General features: G+C 73.5%; 17 protein-coding genes and 1 pseudogene. 8 read left to right on the forward strand and 10 right to left on the reverse strand.

What is annotated here, in order from left to right:
- Positions 1-38: 38 nt before the first annotated feature.
- Positions 39-629 (forward strand): TetR/AcrR family transcriptional regulator, encoded by a 591-nt coding sequence (locus ABWI07_RS29085; RefSeq protein WP_353820423.1) that lies wholly within the window; start codon positions 39-41, stop codon positions 627-629.
- A 131-nt stretch (positions 630-760) separates the two neighbouring features.
- On the opposite strand, the gene ABWI07_RS29090 is transcribed toward ABWI07_RS29085, so the two are convergent.
- Positions 761-1,927: a DUF4185 domain-containing protein gene (locus tag ABWI07_RS29090; protein ID WP_149260615.1), complete on the reverse strand. Its 1,167-nt coding sequence runs from the start codon at positions 1,925-1,927 to the stop codon at positions 761-763.
- 230 nt (positions 1,928-2,157) lie between these two features.
- On the opposite strand from ABWI07_RS29090, the gene ABWI07_RS29095 reads away from it, so the two are divergent.
- Positions 2,158-2,628: a YfbM family protein gene (locus tag ABWI07_RS29095; protein WP_160160971.1), complete on the forward strand. Its 471-nt coding sequence runs from the start codon at positions 2,158-2,160 to the stop codon at positions 2,626-2,628.
- Between the two features lie 58 nt (positions 2,629-2,686).
- Here ABWI07_RS29095 and ABWI07_RS29100 read toward each other — a convergent pair whose 3' ends face one another.
- Positions 2,687-3,694, reverse strand: coding sequence for an ATP-dependent DNA ligase (locus tag ABWI07_RS29100; RefSeq protein ID WP_235036946.1), 1,008 nt, complete (start codon positions 3,692-3,694; stop codon positions 2,687-2,689).
- A gap of 224 nt (positions 3,695-3,918) precedes the next feature.
- On the opposite strand from ABWI07_RS29100, the gene ABWI07_RS29105 reads away from it, so the two are divergent.
- The 5 genes and pseudogenes from ABWI07_RS29105 to ABWI07_RS29125 all read left to right on the forward strand — a co-directional run bounded on the left by ABWI07_RS29105 (position 3,919) and on the right by ABWI07_RS29125 (position 8,327).
- Positions 3,919-6,000: a peptidoglycan recognition protein family protein gene (locus ABWI07_RS29105; protein WP_353820424.1), complete on the forward strand. Its 2,082-nt coding sequence runs from the start codon at positions 3,919-3,921 to the stop codon at positions 5,998-6,000.
- 49 nt (positions 6,001-6,049) lie between these two features.
- Entirely contained in the window at positions 6,050-6,415 is a 366-nt protein-coding gene (locus ABWI07_RS29110) for an MmcQ/YjbR family DNA-binding protein (RefSeq protein ID WP_353820425.1), read from the forward strand.
- An 89-nt stretch (positions 6,416-6,504) separates the two neighbouring features.
- Entirely contained in the window at positions 6,505-6,888 is a 384-nt protein-coding gene (locus ABWI07_RS29115; protein ID WP_353820426.1) for an SgcJ/EcaC family oxidoreductase, read from the forward strand.
- 10 nt (positions 6,889-6,898) lie between these two features.
- Positions 6,899-7,837: pseudogene (locus ABWI07_RS29120) on the forward strand (sigma-70 family RNA polymerase sigma factor); the annotation flags it as partial.
- Between the two features lie 58 nt (positions 7,838-7,895).
- Positions 7,896-8,327 (forward strand): DUF6069 family protein, encoded by a 432-nt coding sequence (locus ABWI07_RS29125; protein WP_149260621.1) that lies wholly within the window; start codon positions 7,896-7,898, stop codon positions 8,325-8,327.
- Positions 8,328-8,330: 3 nt separating this feature from the next.
- Here ABWI07_RS29125 and ABWI07_RS29130 read toward each other — a convergent pair whose 3' ends face one another.
- The 8 genes from ABWI07_RS29130 to ABWI07_RS29165 all read right to left on the reverse strand — a co-directional run bounded on the left by ABWI07_RS29130 (position 8,331) and on the right by ABWI07_RS29165 (position 15,072).
- Positions 8,331-8,624: a hypothetical protein gene (locus tag ABWI07_RS29130; RefSeq protein WP_353820427.1), complete on the reverse strand. Its 294-nt coding sequence runs from the start codon at positions 8,622-8,624 to the stop codon at positions 8,331-8,333.
- Entirely contained in the window at positions 8,625-9,008 is a 384-nt protein-coding gene (locus tag ABWI07_RS29135) for a RidA family protein (protein WP_353820429.1), read from the reverse strand.
- Positions 9,009-9,036: 28 nt separating this feature from the next.
- Entirely contained in the window at positions 9,037-9,987 is a 951-nt protein-coding gene (locus ABWI07_RS29140) for a sugar kinase (RefSeq protein WP_353820431.1), read from the reverse strand.
- Entirely contained in the window at positions 9,984-10,241 is a 258-nt protein-coding gene (locus tag ABWI07_RS29145) for a hypothetical protein (RefSeq protein ID WP_149260624.1), read from the reverse strand. Before ABWI07_RS29145 ends, ABWI07_RS29140 begins: the two co-directional genes overlap by 4 nt.
- A gap of 12 nt (positions 10,242-10,253) precedes the next feature.
- A complete protein-coding gene (locus ABWI07_RS29150; protein WP_353820432.1) occupies positions 10,254-11,468 on the reverse strand; it encodes an alanine racemase in 1,215 nt (404 codons plus the stop codon).
- The gene (locus tag ABWI07_RS29155; protein ID WP_353820433.1) at positions 11,465-12,223 is read right to left on the reverse strand and encodes an IclR family transcriptional regulator; all 759 of its coding nucleotides are present in this window, start codon (positions 12,221-12,223) and stop codon (positions 11,465-11,467) included. The genes ABWI07_RS29150 and ABWI07_RS29155 overlap by 4 nt, the downstream gene beginning before the upstream one ends.
- 118 nt (positions 12,224-12,341) lie before the next feature.
- Positions 12,342-13,904 carry an N-acyl-D-amino-acid deacylase family protein gene (locus ABWI07_RS29160; protein WP_353820435.1) on the reverse strand — a complete coding sequence of 521 codons (1,563 nt, stop codon included), beginning with the start codon at positions 13,902-13,904 and terminating at the stop codon, positions 12,342-12,344.
- A gap of 187 nt (positions 13,905-14,091) precedes the next feature.
- Positions 14,092-15,072: an adenylate/guanylate cyclase domain-containing protein gene (locus ABWI07_RS29165; protein WP_353820437.1), complete on the reverse strand. Its 981-nt coding sequence runs from the start codon at positions 15,070-15,072 to the stop codon at positions 14,092-14,094.
- A gap of 89 nt (positions 15,073-15,161) precedes the next feature.
- On the opposite strand from ABWI07_RS29165, the gene ABWI07_RS29170 reads away from it, so the two are divergent.
- Entirely contained in the window at positions 15,162-15,932 is a 771-nt protein-coding gene (locus ABWI07_RS29170) for a MerR family transcriptional regulator (RefSeq protein ID WP_149260629.1), read from the forward strand.
- Position 15,933 lies beyond the last annotated feature (1 nt).

Raw genomic sequence — 15,933 nt, forward strand, 5'->3', positions numbered from 1 at the left:
TTTCCCGGATGGTAGCACGACTGTGCTACTAATGGGCGATGCCTCGAATGGTGGACGGCGAGCAGCGGCGCCGGGACGTGGTGGCCGCGGTGTGGCGGGTGATCCTGCGCGACGGGCTGGACCGGGCCTCGGTGCGCAACGTGGCGAGCGAGGCCGGGCTGTCGATGGGGTCGCTGCGGCACTACTTCGCCACCCAGTCCGAGCTGCTGGCGTTCACCCTGCGCGCGATCATCGAACGGATCCAGCGGCGGATAGCGGCGCTTCCCCCCGAGTCCGACCCGCGCCGCCGCGCCGCGCTGGTGCTGGCCGAGCTGCTGCCGATGGACGAGGAGCGCGCCGTCGAGAACCGGGTCTGGCTGGCCTTCACCGCGCGGGCGATGGTCGATCCGGACCTGGGGGCCTTGCAGAGCGAGGGTTATGCCCTGCTTCGCGAGGGCTGCCGCACCGTCGCGCGCTCCCTGGACGTCCCCGAACCCGCCGTGGAGTACGAGACCGACCGGCTGCACGCCCTCGTCGACGGCCTGGCCGTCCATGCCGCGACCCATCCCGAGGTGACGACCCCGGCGCGGATGCGCGAGATCATCGCCGGCCACCTCGCCGAACTCGCCCGCCGCGCCGAGTCCGGCTGACCGGCCCGTTCCGCGCCGGGGGAGCGGCACGGCCTGCGGCGTCGGCCGATCGGTTACTTCGAACAGCCGCACGCCGGGTGCCGCTCGCCGGTCGAGCCGGGCGCCGTCCGGGGACGGCGCCCGGCTCCGGCTCAGGAGAGCATGTTGACCTTGTACTGCATGATCCGGTAGTTCGTCGGGTCGTACCACTGGCTGACGATGATGTGGAAGTTGCCGAACGTCGAGCCGGGGACGACGAAGCCGCCGTAGGGGTTGGCCACGAGGTTCGCCGCCTCCGCCCCGGGAGCGGACGGCAGGATCATCGTCTGCTCCAGCGTCCTGGTCAGGTCCGAGGTCGGGAGCGGGAAGACCATCGCCCGGATCGACAGCGGGTTCATGTTCAGCCAGGTGAGGACGTACTTGCCGTCCATGGCGCGGAAGCAGATCTCGCCCCACCTGCGGACGCCGAAGACCGTGGTCGGGGGCGCGCCCCAGCGCCAGCCGCCGTCCGCGTACCCCCAGGGCTCGTACGCGCCCGGGTCGCCGAGCCGCTCCTTGCGCACCCGGTGCAGCAGCATCCCCGAGTCCCGCTCGCGGTTGAAGACGGTCGACAGGACGTAGCAGTACCCGTCGTCCGCGACCGCGTAGGTCTTCTGCTGGAACTGGCCGCCGTGCAGGTCACCGGGCCACTGGCACAGGTACTCCCAGGTCTCGCCGTTGTCGGTGGAGCGCCAGAAGTCGGTGTGGTGGGTGTCGTAGATGACGCCGCGCATGAGGTGCATGTACATGACGCCGTCCACGACGAACGCGTCGGACGGGATCGCCGTGGTGGCCTTGTCGCCGACCGGGTTGTGCGGCTCGTCCACGAGGGCCCTGGCGTGGCCTCCGCCGACGCTTCCGTCGATGCGCAGGTTGTTCACGTCGCCGTTGCCGGAGCGCAGGCCCACCGGGGCGCGCCAGTCGACGGCGGGCTCGCCCGGGTTCGGCACGTGGTCGCCGCCGAAGGTGTCGCCGCAGACGAACAGCATGGTGCCGTCCGGGCACCGCACGGGGATGCCGAGGTCGGTCCACGGCGAGGCGAACGGACCGGTCTCGGCCGGGCCGCTCAGGTTCCGCACCTTGGTCGCGAGGGTCGGGCTGGACGGGTCGCCCGGCCCTCCGGCCGTCCGCACCGCCACCCGCCGCTCGTCCCGGCTGAACCCGGCCCACCCCGCACCGACCGCTCCCGCGCCGAGGGCGACCCCGGCGCCCGTCCTCAGCAGCCTGCGGCGGGAGAAACCGCTGGCGGCCGGGTCCTTGCCGTCCGTGGGACGTGTCATCTGCCGATGCCTTTCAGGTCGACTCTCGTGCACTGGAGATGCCCTTGGCGCCGCGGCCCTTGGCGAGGATCGAAGGATCCCGGTCGTCGGCGAGAGGCTCAGAAGAACATCAATGTCTGTTTTACCGCAGGACGGGGAGAGTCGCCAGGGAATCACGGTCAGTGATCCGGTCCGTCCGGCCGCGAGCCGGTCATCCCGGCCGTCGGTCCCGGTGCGTACGATCGCCGGTCATGCTGGGAGTGCACTTCGCGATCACCGACGAGCAGGAGCGCGCCCTGCTCGCGGGCGACGAGGACGCGGTGGCCGAACTCCTCGAAGACCTCGAGGAGAACTGGGAGGACGACCACCTCAAGGTCGACACCGACAAGGCATGGGAGGCCGTCCACCGATGCCTCGGCGACGGGACGCTCGACTACGAGGGCTATCCGCTCTCCCATGCCGTGCTCGGCGGCCGTCACCTGCACCAGGAGTTCTACGTCGTCCATGTGTCCGCGGCCGAGGTGAGGGACGTCGCGGAGGCGCTCCGGCCTCTCGACAAGGGCCGGCTGCGGCAGCGGTACGACACGCTGCCCCCAGACGACCATGCCGGCCCGCGCGGCGACCAGGACTTCGAGTACACCTGGACGAACTTCGCCGACGTCCGGGCCTTCTACCAGCGAGCCGCCAAGGCCGGCCGCGCGGTCATCTTCACCGCCACCTGAAGCCGGAGGCGCCGCCACGCGGCTTCAGTCCCCGATAAGGGCTCGGACCGGCTGCCGGTCACTCCAGGTCGAGGTCGTGGGGGACGTCTTCGGGGGTCAGGTCGGGTCTAAGGCGGAGGAAGCGGACGGAGTGGCGCCACCGGCCGTGTTCTACGGCGGCGTCCACGCTGATCTCTGCGACGGCGGTCGGGGTCACGCGGGTGTAGTGGATCGGGTCCCTGGTGCTTGGGAGGCCGCCCGCCCAGCCTGCCGGGAGGGGCTCCGGCCAGGGGTGCTCGTCGCCGGCCGGAGTCAGGGTGCCGGTGAGGGCGGTGCGTGCTCTGGGGTTCAGGGGTGTGGTGCGGGCGACCACTCGGAGCGTCCCGGCGGTCGTGTGCCTGCCGAGGAGGAGGGTCTGCGGCCGGTCGAGGGGGCCGGTCACCCCGCCGATGATCGCCTCGGTCGTCGTGCGGTGCTTCACCTTCCACCAGCCGCGCCGACCCTCCTTGTAGGGGTCGGCCGCGGCCTTCACGACCAGGCCCTCGACGCCCTGCGCGACGAGGATCTCGAACCACAGGCGGGCCTCGCCGACGTCGCGGAGCTGCGGGCAGAGGACGACTCGGGACGTGCCGGGCAGGTCGCTCAGGAGGCGCTCCAGCTCGGTGCGGCGGGAGGAGAGCGGCGCGGGGCGATGGTCCACGCCGCCGGTCTCCAGGACGTCGAACACCACGTAGTGGCACGGCTCGGTGACGGCGCGGCCGGCGCGGCCGCGGCGCGTGACATGGCGGCGTTGCAGGGCGGAGAAGTCGAGGCGGCCGTCGGGCCCCCAGCGGACGATCTCCCCGTCCACGACGGTGCCGGGTGGCAGCGCGCCGGAGACGGCCGAGACCACCTCGGGGAAGGCCTCGTCCAGGCGTTTGAGGCGGCGTGACCAGAGTTGGACACCGCCGTCGTCGTCCACGCGGGCGACGCAGCGGAACCCGTCGAACTTGGGCTCGTAGCGGCACCCGCCCGAGCAGGCCCTTTCCTCCGGGATGCGGTCGACGGCCGTCGCGGCCATGGGGGCGACGGGTCCTCGGATGTGCACCTGCCCTCACCCCCGATCCGACTCCTGTGCTGGTACCCGCCGGCCGCGCCGCCAGCCGACCTTGGCGCGCGTTTGGGCAGGTGATTGCCCACGTCCGCGCTCCCTTACAGGGGGTGCCGGTACCGCCGACGGGACGGGCCTGGCAAGCTGTGACGTTCTGGACGGCCGTGACGCTGAATGATCACTGGCTCGGTCTTGGACGGGGAAGAATGCTCAAGCGCACAATGATCGTGACTTCGGCCGCCACCCTGGCGGTGGCGGGGACGGTGGTCTGGACGGTCTCGTCGTCGTCGACGGCGACGACGGCGTCAGCGACCAAGGCGGGGCCCGGGAAGGTGCACGCCCGCGCCCTTGGCAACATCGCCACCGCGGCGGCCGCGGGCCAGAAGGTCAAGGGCCTGCCCGCCGCCGCGACCGACCCGTTCAGCCTCGTCGGCGTCACGTGGAACAAGCCGCGCGAGGAGCTCAAAGGGACGGTCCGGCTCCGCACGCGGGACGCGAAGACCGGCCGCTGGTCGGGGTGGCGCGCCCTGGAGCCGGAGCTGGCCGACGCGCCCGACCAGGGTGGACGCGGCGGGACGAACGGCCTGTGGGTCGGCCCGTCCAACGGCGTCGACGTGCGCGTGACCGGGCAGAAGGGCCGCACGCTGCCGGACGGCCTGCGCGTCGACCTGGTCGACCCGGGCGCGTCGGCGGCGGCGCCGACGCCGACGCCGCGGGCCGCGGGCGAGGGCCGCACCGGGATGAAGCTGGTGGCGGCGACCACGCCCCTCGCCGGGACCGTCACCGCGCCGAAGCCCGCCATCGTGCCGCGGTCCGGGTGGGGCGCGGACGAGTCCCTCGTCAAGGCGCCGCCGGACTACGACACCTCGGTCAAGGCCGCGTTCGTCCACCACACCGACACGGGCAACGGGTACTCCTGCACCGAGTCGCCGTCGGTGATCCGGTCGGTGTTCCTGTACCACGTGCAGAGCCAGGGCTGGAACGACATCGGCTACAACTTCCTCGTCGACAAGTGCGGCACGATCTTCGAGGGGCGGGCCGGGGGCACCGACCGCCCCGTCCACGGCGCCCACACCTACGGGTTCAACACCGACACCACCGGCATCGCCGTCCTCGGCACCTACACCGCCGCGGACGACCCCAGCACTCCGGGCGTCGCGCCCACCAAGGCCGCCCTGGACGGCACCGCGAAGATCGCGGCGTGGAAGCTGGGGCTGACCGGCGTCGACCCCACGGCGAAGACGACCCTGACCTCGGCCGCGCCCAACGGGACGGGCGGCAAGTACCCCTACGGGCAGCAGGTCGAGTTCAACACGATCTCCGGGCACCGCGACGGGTTCGCGACCGCGTGCCCCGGTGCGCAGCTCTACTCCGCTCTCCCCACCGTCCGGACGGCCGCCAAGCAGCTCACCGTCCCGGCGCTGGAAGCCACCGTGACCGGCGCGACGGCCGCCGGGGGCCGCTACTACACCAAGAGCACGGCGACCCTGAACTGGACGCCTGCCGAAGGCGCGACCTACACGGTCAGCGTGGACGGCGCCACGGCGGCGACGCCGGCGGCCGGGGCCACCTCGGCCACGGTGACCCTCGCGCCGGGCACGCACTCGGTCCAGCTCCACGCGGCCTTCAGCGACGGGACGACCTCGGCGTCCCCCGTCTTCACGGTCGTCGCGGACACGACGCGCCCGGTCATCTCCTCGCAGGCGCTCTCGCTGCGCAAGGGGACGGTCAACAGCGGCGCGTGGCCCGTCACGCTCAGCTGGAAGGCCAGTGACAACGGGCTTCTCAGCTCGCTGAAGGCCACCTCCCCCGCCGCGAAGACGTTCTCCACCACCACGACGTCGTGGGCCGCGGTCTCCAAGCCGGGCACGACCCAGACCTGGACGCTGGCCGCCGCGGACGCCGCGGGCAACACCGGCACCTCCAGCCTGAGCCGCTACACCGGCGGCCAGACCGAGGGCGCCGCGCGCCGCACCGGCACCTGGGGCCTCAGCACCACCAAGTACTACCTGGGCGGACGCGGCCTCTACAGCAAGTACCGGGGTGCGAGCGCGAGCTGGACGTTCACCGGGCGCACCGCGGGCCTGATCTTCAAGCGGGCCTCGTACCTCGGCGCGGTGTACGTCTACGTGGACGGCGTCAAGATCGGCACGCTGGACACCCGGGCGTCGACCACGGCCTACCGCCAGCTGCTGTGGACGCGCACCTGGAGCAGCAGCGGCACGCACACCATCAAGATCGTCGTCGCGGGCACCTCGGGCCGTCCCATGGTCGGCATCGACGGCCTCGTCTACCTCCGCTGAGATCCGGAGGCACCGGGCCCGGGCTCAGCCCGGGCCTAGAGTGGCTCGGGTGGACGACGGTTCGTGGCGCGATCGGGTGATCGCGGAGTGCCTGGGGAAACCGGGCGCGGTGGAGGAGTATCCGTTCGGCGACGAGGTGGCCGTGTTCAAGGTCGCCGGACGGATGTTCGCCCTGGTGCCGCTGGGCGCGTCGCCGCCGAGCGTCAGCCTCAAGTGCGATCCCGACCTGGCCGAGGAGCTCCGCGCCCGGCACGCCGCGGTCACGCCCGGCTACCACCTCAACAAGCGGCACTGGAACACGGTCGTCCTCGACGGCTCGGTGCCGGACGAGGAGGTGTGGGAGCTGGTCGACCACTCCTACGACCTCGTGGTCGCCAAGCTCACCCGCGCCCAGCGCGACGCCCTCAAACCCTGACCGCCGGATTTCTCGCGCCGGAGCGATGAATCGGCGAGGTCCCCGCGGTACACACCTCGACCGATCCGGTTCGAGAAGGGACTCACCCGATGAACAGCAGCGAGACGGCCGTCCGCGAGGTGCTCGGGCGGCTGTACGAGGCGTGGGGCGACGGCGACGCGGACGCCTTCGCCGACCTCTACGTCGACGACGCGACCGTGGTGATGCCCGGCGTGTTCCACCAGGGCCGCGCGGCGGTGCGCGACTACATGGCCGCCGCGTTCGACGGGCCGCTCAAGGGCTCCCGGGCCGTGGACGAGCCGCAGGACGTCCGCGTGCACGGCGACACCGCCGTCATCGTCAGCAGGGCGGGCATCGTCATGGCGGGGGAGCAGGAGTACCCGCCCGAGCGCGAGCGGCTCGCCACCTGGGTGCTGTCGCGGCGGGACGGGCGGTGGCTCGTCTCCGCCTACGCCAACGCGCCCGCCCGCTGACCGGAGGTCCGTCATGGACGAGGAACTCGACTCCTACCGGCGCGAGCTTCTGGTGCACTGCTACCGGATGGTGGGCTCGGTCCATGAGGCGGAGGACCTCGTCCAGGAGACGATGCTGCGCGCGTGGCGGGCCCGGGACCGCTACGAGCCGCGCCTGGCGTCCGTCCGCACCTGGCTCTACAGCATCGCGACGAACGTGTGCCTGACGGCGCTGCGGGGGCGGGCCCGGCGCCCGCTCCCGTCCGGGCTCGGCGGGCCGAGCGACGACCCGGACGCGCCGCTGGCCCCGGCGCTGGAAGTGCCCTGGCTGCAGCCGTTCCCGGACGCGCTGCTGGACGACCCGGCGGCGCGCGTCGTGCGGCGCGGCAGCCTGCGGCTCGCGCTGGTGGCGGCGATGCAGGCGCTGCCGCCCCGCCAGCGGGCCGTGCTCATCCTGCGGGACGTCCTGGAGTTCAGCGCGGCCGAGGCGGCGGAGCTGCTGGAGACGTCCCCGGCGGCGGTGAACAGCGCCTTGCAGCGGGCCCGGGCGGGGCTGTCGGGCGTCGCGGTGGAGGAGGAGATCGCCGAGCCGGACGACGCGGCGGTCGGCGCCGTCCTGGACCGGTACGTGAGGTCGTTCGAGGCGGCCGACGTCGACGGCCTGGTGGCGCTGCTGACCGACGACGCCGTCATGGAGATGCCGCCCGTGCCGCTCTGGTACCGGGGACGGCGCGACTACGGACGGTTCATGGCGCGGGTGTTCGCGATGGCCGGCACCGACTGGCGGATGGCGCGGACGTCCGCCAACGGTCAGCCGGCCCTTGTCGCGTACCGGCGGTCCGAGGGCGCGTACCGGCTGCACACGCTGCAGGTCTTCACCGTGACCCGGGAGGGCGTCGCGCGCAACGTCGTCTTCCAGGACGCCCGGGTGTTCGCCGCCTTCGGTCTGCCGGAGATTTTCGGCGGCTGATGTCGATCCCGGCGGCGCCGGTTCGACCTCCTTTCAGAAGCCCTGAAAGGAGCACACCATGGACATCACCCAGACGATCACCAGCGGCCACCGCCCGATCTGGCTGACCGGGGCCGCCGCGGCGCTGGCGGGATCCGCCGCCACCGAGCTGTTCGGCCTGGTCGCCCGCGCGGCGGGGATCCCGATGGAGGCCGGGAGCATCGGCGCGGCCACCCCCGATCCGGTCACGGTGGGCATGTTCGCGATGGGGACGGTCATCTGCACCTTCTGGGGGACGATCCTCGCGATGCTCCTCGCGCGGTTCGCCAAGAACCCGTCCCGGACGTTCGTGCGGGCGGCCGTCGCGCTGACGGTCCTGTCGTTCACGACGCCCGTCGCCGCGGGCGCCACGGCCGCCTCGACGAAGGTGATGCTGTGCGCCGCGCACGTCCTGGCCGCGGCGATCATCATCCCGGTGCTCGCCCGCCGCCTCTCCGCCGCGGACCGCTGACCGTCACGGTCCGGGCGGCGGGATGCGGTCGAGGACGGGCAGCGGGGCCAGGCCGTAGGCGTAGTAGTCGACCGTGTCGGCCCCGGAGGCGCGGGCGGCGGCGGCCTTGGCGGACAGGTGCTCCGCCGAGGCCGTGTCGGGCGGGCCGGGGCGCAGGACGGCGCGGAGCGCGGTGCCCGGTCCGAGTGCGGCGCGGTAGGCGGCGCCGATCGTGATGGACGAGACGCCGTGGGAGAGGATCCGCGCGGCGTCGGCGCCGCGCAGATCCTCCACCATGGCGAAGAGGGACGAGTCCATTCAGCTCTTCTTGTAGGCGACGAAGTCGATCTCGACGAGGATGTTCATCAGGTCGGAGCCCACAGTGGTGCGCACCGGGTAGGGCTTGGTGAAGTGCTCCCGGTAGACCTCGTCGTAGGCGGCGAAGTCGCGGTGGAGGTCCTGGAGGTGGACGGTCGACTTCACCACGTCGTCCAGGCCGAGCCCGTGCTCGCGCAGGATCGCGGCCAGGTTGGCGAGGACCTGCCGGGTCTGCGCGGCGACGTCCGAGCCGACGACCTCGCCGGTCTTCGGGTCGAGCGGCCCCATCCCGGACGTGTACACGAAGTCGCCGACCACGAGGCCCTGCGAGTAGGTGCCGACTGGCGGGGCGGAGTCCGCACTGCGAAGTTCGCGCTTGCTCATTCCTGTCTCCTTATCGGGTGACGCCGCTTCAGCGGGTGACGTCGTCTTCTGCGGCCTTCAACAGTTCCAGGTCGGCGCGGCTGGGCAGGCCCTCCCAGTCGCCGCGGACGGTGACCGCGTACGCGCCCGCGGCCGTGGCGGTGGCCAGGCGGGCGGCGGCGGGCAGGCCGCGGACGAACTCGGCCAGGTAGCCGGCGGCGAACGCGTCCCCGGCCCCCACCGGGTCCACGACCGGCACCCGGTGGGCGGGCTGGACGTGCAGCCGCCCCTCGCAGAACGCGACCACGCCCGCGGCGCCCCGCTTGACGAGGACGTCGCGGGGGCCCAGCGCGGCCAGGGCGGTGGCGAGCGCGGCCGGGTCGTCGCCGGGCACGACGAGGCGGGCCTCCTGCTCGGTCGCGAACACCAGGTCGGCGCGCTTGACCAGCGTGTGCAGGCATTCGCCGGCCTCGGCGGGCGTCCACAGCGCCGCCCGGTAGTTGAGGTCGAGGGACACGGGGACGCCGGCGTCCCGCGCGGTCTCGACGGCCTCGTCCAGCGCCTGGCGCGCGGTGTCGCTGATCGCGGCGGTGATGCCGGTGACGTGCAGGACGCGCGCGCTCCGGATCAGGTCGTGCGGGACGTCGGACGGGCGCAGCCGGGAGCCCGCGCTGCCCGTCCGGTAGTACTGGACGCGGGTGAGCGTGCCCGAGCGGCGCTCCTTGAACAGCAGCGCGGTCGGCGCGGTGCCGTCCACCACCGTGTGGCCGAGCCGGACGCCCTCACCGGCGAGCGCGGTGGTGATGAGCCGGCCGAACTCGTCGTCGCCGACGCGGCCGAACCAGGCCGCGCTGCCGCCGAGCCGGGACAGCCCGATCGCCGTGTTCGACTCGGCGCCGCCGATGCCGAGGTCGAGCGAGCGGGCGTGCCGCATCGGCCCGACCACGGGGTTCTCCAGCCGCGCCATGGTCTCGCCGAACGTGACGAGGTCGACGCTCATCGGGCCGCCCCGTCCGGGGCGTGCTCGGGCCGGGCCGCCGCGGCGAGCAGGGCCCGCGCCCGGTCGGCCAGGGCGGGGAGGGAGCCGCCGTCGAGGGCGTCGCCGATGAGGGACCCGCCGGCGCCGACCGCGACGGCCCCGGCCGCGATGTAGCCGGCGGCGGTGTCCGGGACGTCGGCGACGCGGCGGCCGCGCACGACGGCGACCACGCCGGTCGCGGTCAGCGCGGCTCCCGGCGCCAGGCGGGGGATCATGGGGTTCCCCTCTCAGAAGTACGTGCGGATCAGGTCGACCACCGTGTGGTCGTCGTCCACGACGGGGATGACCTGCCATTTGTCGAAGGCCGTGCACGGGTGGGAGATGCCGAAGCAGATCAGGTCCCCGGGACGCGGGGAGGCGTCCCCGGTCGCGACGTAGGCGTGGTGGTCGTTGGTGTCGGTGACGCGCATGCCGTGCGCGGGGGCCGTCGTCCCGTCCGCCTTGCGGATCCGGAGCGGAACGGGCAGGCCCGCGTCGTAGGGGGCCTCCCGCTTGCCCATCCCGACGATCGCGAGGCCCGGCTCCGGGACGGACGTGACCTGCGCCCAGATCTCCAGCGCGGCGTCCAGCGAGCCGGGGACGCGGTTGAACGGCGTCCGCTCGGTGTAGATGCCGTCGTCGTGGGAGACGTAGGCGCCGCTGCGCAGGACCACGGTGAGGTCGTGGCCGGGCAGCCAGTCGCCCGCGAGCTTCTCGGCGACCTGGTCGAAGTAGGCGCTGCCTCCGGCGGTGACGACGACGTCGCGGGGGAGCAGCGGCGACAGCTCGACGGTCGCCTCGCGCAGCGCCCCGAGGTAGGCGCCGGCGGACGCGACGTCCGGCAGCCCGCCCTCGTACCCGGCGACACCGGCGAGCTCGGTGCCGGGCGCGTCGGCGACGGCGCGGGCGACGGCGGCCAGCTCCTCAACGGTGCGGCAGCCGGTGCGGCCGTTGCCGTGGCCGAGTTCGACGAGCACCCGGAACGGGCGCTCCCCCGCCGCCGCTGAGATCGCGGCGACGCCCTCGGCGGAGTCGGCGTACAGCAGGAACTCCATGCCGCGGTCGACCTCGCCGCCGAGCCAGCGCAGCGCGGTCGGGTCGAGCAGCTCGTTGGCCAGCAGGATGCGGGGGACCCCGAACGTCCGGTAGGCGAGCACCTGGTTGGCGGTCGCTGCGGTGATGCCCCAGGCGCCCGCGTCGAGCTGGGCCTGGAAGAGCGACGGAGCCATGGACGTCTTGCCGTGCGGCGCGAACGCGAGCCCGTGCTCCCGGCAGAACGCGGCGAGCGCGTCGATGTTGTGCTCCAGCGCCGACTGCCGCGCCACCATGACCGGCCAGGTGAACGGTCCGCCGAACAGCGGGTGCCGGGCGGCGGCGAACTCCTCCAGGGGGACGGGCGGACCGGGCACCCAGAGGCCCTTGGTCCGCCAGTCGACGTGCTCGCCGGGAATGGTGAGGCTCACGGCTGGTTCCCTTCCTGCCTGTCGTGCGGGGACGTGTCGGGGCGAGGTCGGTCGGGACGGCGGCGGGACGGCCGGGACGAGCCGAGCACCCGGGAGATCTCCAGCCCCGTCCGCTCGACCATCGGTCCGACCTCCCTCACCCGCGCCGGCGTCATCCGGGAGGTCAGCCCGGACACGCTGAGCGCCCCCACCGCCCGGTCGGTGTGATCGAAGATCGGCGCGGCGACGCAGCGGACCTCGGGCTCGTTCTCCCGGTCGTCGACGGCGTACCCGGACAGGCGTACCCGCTCCAGCTCGGCGGCCAGCCGCGCCGGGTCGGTGATCGTCCGCTCGGTGCGCGCCGGCATCCCGGCCGCGACGACCGCCTGAAAGTCGTCGTCGCCGAGCCAGGCGAGGATGGCCTTCCCGACGGCCGTCCGGTAGGCGGGCATCCGCATCCCGACGCGGGACGCCATCCGGACGTTGTGCTCGTTCTCCACCTTGTCGATGTAGACGACGTCGGGCGCCTCGTAGACGACGAGGTGGCACGTCTCCCCCACGACGTGCTGGAGGCGGCGCAGCGGATCGGCGGCGACCGACCGCATGTCCAGCGTCGACAGGTACGCCTGGCCGAGCCGCAGCGCGCCGTGCCCGAGCCGGAACCAGCCGGTCTCGCGGTCGCGGGTGAGCAGGTCGCCGTCGATGAGCGGCTGCGCGAGCCGCAGCACGGTGCTCTTGCTGATGCCGAGGTCGTCGGCGATGCGGGTCAGCGACACCCCGCGCGCGTCGGCGTGGTCGCGGACGTGGTCGAGAACGGCCAGCGCGCGCCGCAGCGACGACGACTGGTTCCGCGGTTTCGCCTGGTCGTCATGTGGTGCTCCCCGGCAGATGAGGTCAGGCGGGCGTGAGGGCCCGTCCCGGCGGTGTCCCGGTGTCGGCGAGGACGCCTCCGGACAGGACGGGGACGCCGTTGACGACGACGTGCTCGACGCCTTCGGCGGGCACCCGGGGTCTTTCGTAGGTGGCGCGGTCGGTGACGGCGGCCGGGTCGACGACGGCGAGGTCCGCGGCGCGCCCGGTCTCCACGCGGCCCCGGTCGGCGAGCCGGAACCGGTCGGCGGCGCGCCCGGCCAGGTGGACGGCGGCCTGCTCCCACGTCCAGTCGCCGAGTTCGCGGACGTGCCGCCCGAGCATCCGGGCGAACGCGCCCCAGCCGCGCGGATGCGGATGCCCGCCCTGGTAGATGGCATCGGAGCCGGTCGTCTGGGCGGGGTGCCGCAGCAGCGCCCGCACCGACTCCTCGCTGTTGGTCGGCGGCTGCCCGAACACGCAGCCGGCCTCCAGCCGCGTCGCGACGAGCAGGTCGCAGCAGAACGCTCCGGGCGCCGACCCGGCCCGCTCCGCCGCGTCCGGCAGGCTCATGCCCTCCGCCCACCGGTACTCGTCGGCGGGGACGTGCGAGAGCGTGATGCGGGGCCACACCTCGGGGCGGTGCGCGAACCAGTCGCGCTCCAGCCGCTCCCGGACGGCCGGGTCGGCGAGCGCCTCCAGCGTGGCGTCCAGATCGGCGATGGGGAGCCAGCCCGGCAGCGTGACGAGCGTCAGCGTGCTGGATCCCCGCAGGTAGGGGTAGTTGTCGAAGGTCAGGTCGATGCCCTCGGCGCGCGCGCCGTCCACGAGCGCGACCAGCTCGTCGCCGGGGCCGTGGTAGTGCGAGACGTGCGGGGCGACGCCCCCCGCCCGCGCGATCTCCAGGACCTCCGCCATCGCCGCCGCGGCGGCGGACTCGTACCCGCGCATGTGCGTGACGTAGGGGAGCCCGGCCGCGCCGACCGGCGCGCACAGCGCCGCGATCTCGGCGGCCTCGGCGTGGGCGCCGGGCACGTACTCCAGCCCGGTGGACAGCCCGGCCGCCCCCTCGGAGAGCCCGCGCTCGACGAGCGCCCGCATCGCCGCCAGCTCCCCCGGCTCCGGGGCCCGCCGCGCGGTCCCCATGCCGCCGTGCCGGATCGTCCCGTGCGGCAGCAGGTAGACGGTGTTGAGCGGGGTGCGCCGGTCGTAGGCGGCGAGCAGTTCCGCGACGGTGACCGGCCCGTCGCCCAGCCCGGGGTGCGTGCCGTTGACCGGCGCGAAGTAGCGGGTCACGTAGCGGAGCGTCTCGGCGCCGGCGGGCGCGTAGGAGACCCCGTCCTGGCCGAGGACGAACGTGGTGACGCCCTGCCGCAGCGCGGCGAGTTGGACGTCGGGGTCGAACACGGCCGCGTCGCCGTGGACGTGGGTGTCGATGAAGCCCGGCATGACGTACCGGCCGGTCGCGTCGATCTCGGCGGACGCCCGCGCGCCGGGAAGGGCGCCGACCGCGGCGATCCGTCCGGCGGTGACGGCGACGTCCGCGCGGCGCCCGGGGGCCCCGGTGCCGTCCAGCACCGTCCCCCCGCGAACCAGCAGATCGTACATTGGACCTCATTCACCCCAACAAGCCTGTAACCGGACTTCCGTGCCGGTAGTCGTGGAGGTTATGGGGCGCACCAAGCGCGGCACCAGATTTGCAACACATGATTTTGCATTGCACAACCATCGCTTGACCTGCGACGTTGCCGGCGCCGGAGGGATCGGCGGCGGTGCGGGGGAGGTACGGGGGCGTCTAGGCCTTGGGGCGGCGCAGCAGATACGGCCTGACGCGGCCCAGGCCCTGGAGCGGGCGGGGACGCAGGCCGGAGGCGTCGAACGGACCGGACGGCAGCCCCGAGACCAGGCCCGCGTCGGCCAGGACCGTCCCCGGGTAGGCGGTGGACGTCAGGCGCGCGGCCATGTTGACGGGCGTGCCGAACACGTCGCCCAACCGCTGGATCACCTCGCCGTAGGCCAGGCCGACGCGGACCTTCGGGAAGTCGGGTTCCTCGTTGAACCGCTCCGCGACGCGCAGCCCGATCTCCGCGGCGGCGTCGGCGGCGGGCGCGACGAACAGGACCTCGTCGCCGAGCGTCTTCACCACGCGGCCCCCGCACTCGGCGACGATGTGCGTGACCGACCACTCGAAGCGCTCGACGAACCCGGCCAGGGCCTCGCCGTCGAGGCGGCGGCTCAGCCGGGTGAACGACACGACGTCGGCGAACCCGACCGCGAGGAGCGCGACACCGGCGGCGGGGTCGGCCTGCGCCGTGGCGGTGGACGCGGCGGCGCGCATCCCGGCGGCGGCGAGCTGGCGGCGCCAGCCGTGCAGCAGCAGCCGCTCGAACGAGGGCCGCAGCTCCTCGGTCGCGGCCAGGGCGGCGGTGACCAGGTCGGACGTCACCGGCTCGTCGGACGGCAGGGCGCTCAGGCGCTGGAGCCACACGTCGCCGAGCCAGCTCGCGAGCCGCCCCATCGTCTGGCCGACGGCGCGGACGAGCTGGAGCACCGTCTCCTCGTCCACCAGCTCGTGGGACAGGACCTCGCGGATCTCGTGGAGCGCCGTCACGTCGCCGTCGGTGAAGGCGACCTCGTCGTCCGGCGGGACGGGGAAGCCGAGCGCCTGCCAGATGCGGCGCGCGAAGTCGTCCGAGACCCCGGCCCGGGCCTCGACCTCCCTGCGCGTGTAGCGCAGGGGGCCGCCGAGGAGCGTCTCCTCGATGTCGTCCGCCATGCGGCCACCCTATGTGCCATCGATCGGTGTAACAATGGAACGGGAGTAAGATCACGGCGGTCACCACGAGACGAGCCGGCGGACGGGGCATGGCCGAGTACCGAATCGACGAGCTGGCGCGGCTGGCGGGCAGCACGGTGCGCAACATCCGCGCCTACCAGGACCGCGGCCTGCTGCCGCCGCCCCGCCTCGAGGGCCGCGTCGGCATGTACGACGACTCGCACGTGGCGCGGCTCCGGCTGATCGGCAAGCTGCTCGCCCGCGGCTACACCTTCGCGATCATCAAGGACCTGCTGGGCGCCTGGGAGACCGGCAAGGACGTCGCCGAGGTGCTCGGGTTGGAGAAGGTCCTCACCGACCCGTGGTCGGACGAGATCCCCGGCACCGCGACCTACGAGGAGCTGGTCGAGAGGTTCGGCAGGGGCCTGGACGACGAGCGGCTCGCGGAGACCATGCGGCGGACGATCGAACTCGGCCTCATCGAGCCGGAGGGCGACAAGTACCGGGTGCCGAGCCCGCGGCTGCTGCACGTCGGCGCCGAACTCGTCGCCGCAGGCATCCCGCTGGAGTCCGTCCTCGACATCGCCGGGCAGATCCGCGCCGACTGCGACGTGATCGCCGGGCGGTTCGTGAACCTCGTCGAGGAGCACGTGTTCGCGCGGCTGGAGCGCCAGCCCGTCCCGGACGGCGACGAGGTGGGCGAGATCGCCGAGGTGGTCCGCCGGATGCGGCCGCTGGTGAAGATGGTCGTCGACCCGTTCATCGCGCGGGCCATGGAGGCCCGCGTCCAGGCGGCGCTCGGCGACCACCTCGAAATGATCAGGAACCACCTCGGGGAGCGGCCCGCCGACGGCGACTGAG

Source organism: Actinomadura sp. NPDC000600 (genome assembly GCF_040492135.1).
In the GTDB taxonomy this organism is placed as follows: Bacteria; Actinomycetota; Actinomycetes; order Streptosporangiales; family Streptosporangiaceae; genus Spirillospora.

Coding starts and splice junctions, on each gene's coding strand:
- ABWI07_RS29085 (WP_353820423.1), top strand. CDS start 39: ATGCCTCGAATGGTGGACGGCGAGCAGCGGCGCCGGGACGTGGTGGCC.
- ABWI07_RS29090 (WP_149260615.1), bottom strand. CDS start 1,927: ATGACACGTCCCACGGACGGCAAGGACCCGGCCGCCAGCGGTTTCTCC.
- ABWI07_RS29095 (WP_160160971.1), top strand. CDS start 2,158: ATGCTGGGAGTGCACTTCGCGATCACCGACGAGCAGGAGCGCGCCCTG.
- ABWI07_RS29105 (WP_353820424.1), top strand. CDS start 3,919: ATGATCGTGACTTCGGCCGCCACCCTGGCGGTGGCGGGGACGGTGGTC.
- ABWI07_RS29115 (WP_353820426.1), top strand. CDS start 6,505: ATGAACAGCAGCGAGACGGCCGTCCGCGAGGTGCTCGGGCGGCTGTAC.
- ABWI07_RS29125 (WP_149260621.1), top strand. CDS start 7,896: ATGGACATCACCCAGACGATCACCAGCGGCCACCGCCCGATCTGGCTG.
- ABWI07_RS29130 (WP_353820427.1), bottom strand. CDS start 8,624: ATGGACTCGTCCCTCTTCGCCATGGTGGAGGATCTGCGCGGCGCCGAC.
- ABWI07_RS29135 (WP_353820429.1), bottom strand. CDS start 9,008: ATGAGCAAGCGCGAACTTCGCAGTGCGGACTCCGCCCCGCCAGTCGGC.
- ABWI07_RS29140 (WP_353820431.1), bottom strand. CDS start 9,987: ATGAGCGTCGACCTCGTCACGTTCGGCGAGACCATGGCGCGGCTGGAG.
- ABWI07_RS29145 (WP_149260624.1), bottom strand. CDS start 10,241: ATGATCCCCCGCCTGGCGCCGGGAGCCGCGCTGACCGCGACCGGCGTG.
- ABWI07_RS29160 (WP_353820435.1), bottom strand. CDS start 13,904: ATGTACGATCTGCTGGTTCGCGGGGGGACGGTGCTGGACGGCACCGGG.
- ABWI07_RS29165 (WP_353820437.1), bottom strand. CDS start 15,072: ATGGCGGACGACATCGAGGAGACGCTCCTCGGCGGCCCCCTGCGCTAC.
- ABWI07_RS29170 (WP_149260629.1), top strand. CDS start 15,162: ATGGCCGAGTACCGAATCGACGAGCTGGCGCGGCTGGCGGGCAGCACG.